The organism is Acidithiobacillus sp. TH-A35 (assembly GCF_057473505.1).
Window position 1 is genome coordinate 1 of the sequence record NZ_JBYCKR010000098.1, and the last position, 4,308, is coordinate 4,308.

The following is a 4,308-nucleotide window of genomic DNA, read 5'->3' on the forward strand; positions in this document are numbered from 1 at the left end:
GGAGGTCGCGGGTTCGAGCCCCGTCCGCCCCGCCAATGCGAGTAAGGCGACCCTTTTAGGGCGCCTTTTTTTGTGTCTGTTTTTTTGTATAGCGAGACACTGATGCAGCCATTATGGCGTTTTGAGAGCTCTTCCTTTATGGTAGAGCGCTAAATATACAGACAGCTTTACCTCGGTACTATGGCTTTGTGGAGATGTGCTTATGATGGATAGATTTCGGAATTTTGGTCAGTCCTGGGTAGCCAAAATACTCATGATCTTAATCGCATTATCTTTCGTGCTCTGGGGCGTAAGCGGGTATTTATTCTCGGGGGGTTCAAATTCGTCGGCTATAGCGACGGTGGATGGCCAGAAGATTACCGATGCCGTATTTCAGAAACGTATGAAGGATGCTCAGGAACGTTATAGTCACATTTTTGGTGCAGCAACCGCAGCGAAGATGGCGGCGGACAAGAGCTTCGGGCTGGATGTTCTTAATGGTTTGATTGACAATATGCTTTTAGGTGCAGAGGCGGGACGTCTGGGGTTACAGGTGCCCGATGCCGCATTGGCGAAAAAAATCGAATCCATTCCGGCCTTTCAACAGAAGGGTGTTTTTTCTAAAAATCATTACCAGACATTGTTGGCCGCTAACGGAATGACACCAGCACAGTTTGAAGGCATGTTGAGAGAGAGTATGCGCCTGGAGCAGTTACAAGTCATTCCCCAAGTCATTGCTACCGCCTCGGATGCTGAGGCAACCCAGGTTTGGGCCTGGTCTCAGGAATACCGCGATGTCAGTGCAGTAGATATCCAGGACGCCGACTTCGCGGCGGCGGCTAAGCCAACAAGTGCCAAAGTGGCCGGTTACTATCACGCCAACGTCGATCAATTCCAGTTGCCCGCGCAGGCGCAGGTGCAATATGTCGTTCTGGGACCGAAGAATTTTGTCGGTAAGAGTTCAGCCCCGACGAGTTCGACCATCAGCTCTTCCGCAGTGGCGGTGGGGCAGAGCGCTTTGCCTTTTAATAGCCAGGCCGAAAATGCCTTCCAGGCCCAGGTGGAAAACTTCAAGGATCGTCTGTTTAGTAGTCCTGACGGGTTAGGTACGGTTGCCAAAGCCTATGGCCTGAAGGTTCAGGAGAGCGGGATACTCACTGCCGGGACGTTACTTGCCCAGGGGCCTTTTGCCGACGCCAAAGCGCTCGACCTTGCCTTTAGCAAGGCTGTGCTTGCCGGTAAAAATAGTACAGCGCTCACGTTGACGAACGGGGATTTGCTGGCTGTGCATTTGCTCCACTATACGCCGGGTAGCGTCCAACCTCTGAGTGCTGTTGCGGGCACCATTACGGCAAAATTAACCTCGGAAAAGGCGTCGCAACTGGCTCAAAACAAAGCACAGGCATTGTTGGCGGCAGCGCGGCAAGCGAAGAATATGGATGTGCTGACAGATCGTGGTGCATATCCGCTGCACGCTTATCTCGATGTAACCCGGCGTAATGGGCAGGGGCTGGATAATGCGGCGTTAGTGGCTGCTTTTACGGCACCCGCACCAGTAGACGGAGTCCCCTCTATGGATATGGTGAAGACGTCGTCGGGCTACCAGATTTTTGCCGTCACCCGCGTAACTGCACCTTCGGCAGCGGCAATAAACCCCAAAGTGGCGATGCAAATTCGCGCATCTCTGGAGGAGCAGAGAGGTCGTTTGCTGTCGACAGCTTATCTGAAGGACTTGCGGGAGCATGCCAAAGTGAAGATCAACGACGCGCAGTTGGCCCAGATCTCCCATTGATCAATGGGGGTTCCCAGTTCGTCGCGCCGGTTTTAATTGGTCGAAACCCGGGTCCAGATAGTGTCGCCACCGAGCCAGGAAAAACCGATATAGCCATATACTTTAAGTTCATGGGGATCTAAAGCCGTCAGCGTGCCATGAAAATAGGTTTTGTTGTTCGGGTCGTAAATGCGGCCCTGTGCCCATTCTCCCGGGCGTTCGGGTACGAAGTCGGCCAGAATTTGCGGCTGGCCCTTGGCACGGGCCTGCTGCACAGTGTCTTGCAAGTGCCCCACACTTTGCCCGAAAAGTGCGCCATTTTTCTCATAAATACGGATATAACCGCTGCCACCTGCAGTTTGCCACAGGCCAATAATGCCTCCACTGCTCGTACTTGCGGAAGCGATACTGGCGCTCCCAAGAAGCAGTCCGACGAGGACGAAGTAACGAGTTAAAAGACGCGTCATTTTTGGACCTTTTCAGCCTTGTATTCTTGCTGCACATGGTTGTTGCAAAATCTTAACAAAGTAAGAATTGTTAATCAAATGGACAGGTCGTAATAATCTATCGTTTTGATTTTGTTTGTAATGTTTATAAACTATGAATAAAGTCATGGGTTTCGTATGGATCGTATTGCTGGTACCGGCGCCGGCCGGAGAGCCAGAGCAGCAGATTCAGCTCAGTGTGAATCAGGCGTATCGCGTCGCCTCAGCAACGGCGGCCCACCACCGCCGGGTCTGCCGGTCATGAATATGATGGCTGCGCGCGCCCCAGTGGCGGTGGTGCCTGGCCAGGCGAGCTTGTCGGTAGAGGTGGCGGGCAGCGTCCGCTGCGCCTCCGATAAACCCACAGCTTGAAGCGGCAGCACCGAAAACCGATAACTGCCAAGTCATAGTCAAAATGCAGCGCTGGGACTGAGTAGCGGCGCTGCTCTGAACCAGCCTCTTGCATTCCGCAGTGAGACTGTATAAAAATACAGATATTGCCAACGATGATAACCCGCTGGCCCTCAGGAGATATTGCATGGACGAACTCACCCCCCGACAGTCCGAAATTCTCGCCTGGATTCGCGCCCGCATGGCAGAAGATAGTCTGCCGCCCACCCGTGCGGAGTTGATGCGGGCCTTTGCCTTCCGTTCACCCAATGCCGCTGAAAGTCACTTGCGGGTACTGGCGCGCAAGGGCCATATCCTGCTGCAGAGTGGTACGGCCAGGGGCATCCGCCTCTGTGCGAGCGAAGAAGAGGAAATCGGTTTGCCGCTGATCGGGCGGGTGGCCGCCGGGCAACCCATGCTGGCCGAAGAGTTCCGGGAGGGGCAGTTGCCCGTCGACCCAAAGCTCTTTTCGCCAGGGGCCGATTATCTGTTGCGGGTGCAGGGCATGAGTATGCGTGATGCCGGCATTCTCGATGGCGATATCCTCGCCGTCCGTCACGAAGCCTCGCTCACTCCCCAGGACGGGCAGATGGTAGTGGCCCGGGTTAACGGTGAGGTGACGGTCAAACGCTGGAAGCGGGACGGCAATCAGGTCTGGCTCTTGCCGGAAAACCCCGATTTCTCACCTATTTCTGTGGATTTGCAGCGCGATAGTCTGACGATTGAAGGTGTGGTGGTCGGACTCTTGCGTATTGGAGGCAAGTTATGAGTCCATCTGCACATAAGGCTGTTGTCAACACCCTGTTGACCAAGCATCCCCAGCGCTTGTGGCAGGGTCTGAATAATCAGCGGACGCCGGGCGTAGCGGTGCATTGGCCGGAGCTGAATCTGTTGGTAGGTGACTGGCCACGTGGCGCCATCACTGAAGTGGTGAGCGCTCAGGACGGTATCGGCGAATTGCGTCTGGTGCTGCCCGCCGTGGCGGAACTCAGTCAGCGCGAGGCACGCTGGATACTCTGGGTCGCGCCTCCGCATATCCCTTATCCGGCAGCGCTGGCGGCTGCAGGCGTCGATCTTTCGCGGATGCTGGTGCTGCATCCACGCAAAGATCAGGATATGCTCTGGGCACTGGAACTGGCCCTGCGTTCCGGCAGTTGCAGTGCGGTGCTGGCCTGGCCACCGGCTTTGCAGGATACCCAGTGGCGTCGCCTGCAACTGGCGGCCGAGGCGGGCAACAGTCTGGCCTTCTTCTTTTTCCGTCAAGGCAGCGCCGCTACCGTGCCCGTCGCCTTACGTCTGGAGCTGCATCCCGCCCGGCAGGGGGTCGACGTAGACGTCCGTAAACGCCGTGGTGCCATGCCGGCACGGGGTATGGTGGCGCTCAGCGATCAACTGGCGCTGGCGCTCTGAGATCACATGCCCTGGCTGGCGGTACAGTTCCCGCATTTGGGTGTGGAGCTTCGGGAGCGGGCGCAGGCAGAAGCAGTCGCGCTGGCGATGGTGGACGCGCAGGGCAGTGCTGGGACCTTGTTGCAGGTCAACGCGATAGCGCTTCAGGCGGGCTTGCGGACTGGCATGACGACGGCGCGGGCCCTGGCCATGCTCCCGGAACTGCAGCTCTGCACCCGTGATCCGGATTTAGAGGCACAGGCGCTCAGCCACTGGGCCAGGCTGCTTTATAGC

At 56.4% G+C, this 4,308-nt stretch carries 5 protein-coding genes; 4 read left to right on the forward strand and 1 reads right to left on the reverse strand.

Annotated elements, in window-relative coordinates:
* Positions 1-202: 202 nt before the first annotated feature.
* Positions 203-1,771 carry a SurA N-terminal domain-containing protein gene (locus AC2VNK_RS03660; RefSeq protein WP_291524206.1) on the forward strand — a complete coding sequence of 523 codons (1,569 nt, stop codon included), beginning with the start codon at positions 203-205 and terminating at the stop codon, positions 1,769-1,771.
* A gap of 32 nt (positions 1,772-1,803) precedes the next feature.
* Here the strand turns inward: AC2VNK_RS03660 and AC2VNK_RS03665 are convergent, their stop codons facing one another.
* Positions 1,804-2,217: a DUF2147 domain-containing protein gene (locus AC2VNK_RS03665; protein WP_291524204.1), complete on the reverse strand. Its 414-nt coding sequence runs from the start codon at positions 2,215-2,217 to the stop codon at positions 1,804-1,806.
* Between the two features lie 556 nt (positions 2,218-2,773).
* Between AC2VNK_RS03665 and lexA the strand changes: the two genes are divergently transcribed.
* The 3 genes from lexA to AC2VNK_RS03680 form a co-directional block, all read left to right on the forward strand.
* The gene (gene lexA, locus AC2VNK_RS03670) at positions 2,774-3,394 is read left to right on the forward strand and encodes a transcriptional repressor LexA (protein ID WP_486882830.1); all 621 of its coding nucleotides are present in this window, start codon (positions 2,774-2,776) and stop codon (positions 3,392-3,394) included.
* Positions 3,391-4,035 (forward strand): translesion DNA synthesis-associated protein ImuA, encoded by a 645-nt coding sequence (gene imuA / locus AC2VNK_RS03675; RefSeq protein ID WP_486882831.1) that lies wholly within the window; start codon positions 3,391-3,393, stop codon positions 4,033-4,035. The genes lexA and imuA overlap by 4 nt, the downstream gene beginning before the upstream one ends.
* Before the next feature lie 6 nt (positions 4,036-4,041).
* A partial coding sequence (locus AC2VNK_RS03680) for a Y-family DNA polymerase (RefSeq protein WP_486882832.1) occupies positions 4,042-4,308 on the forward strand: 267 nt, incomplete at its 3' end.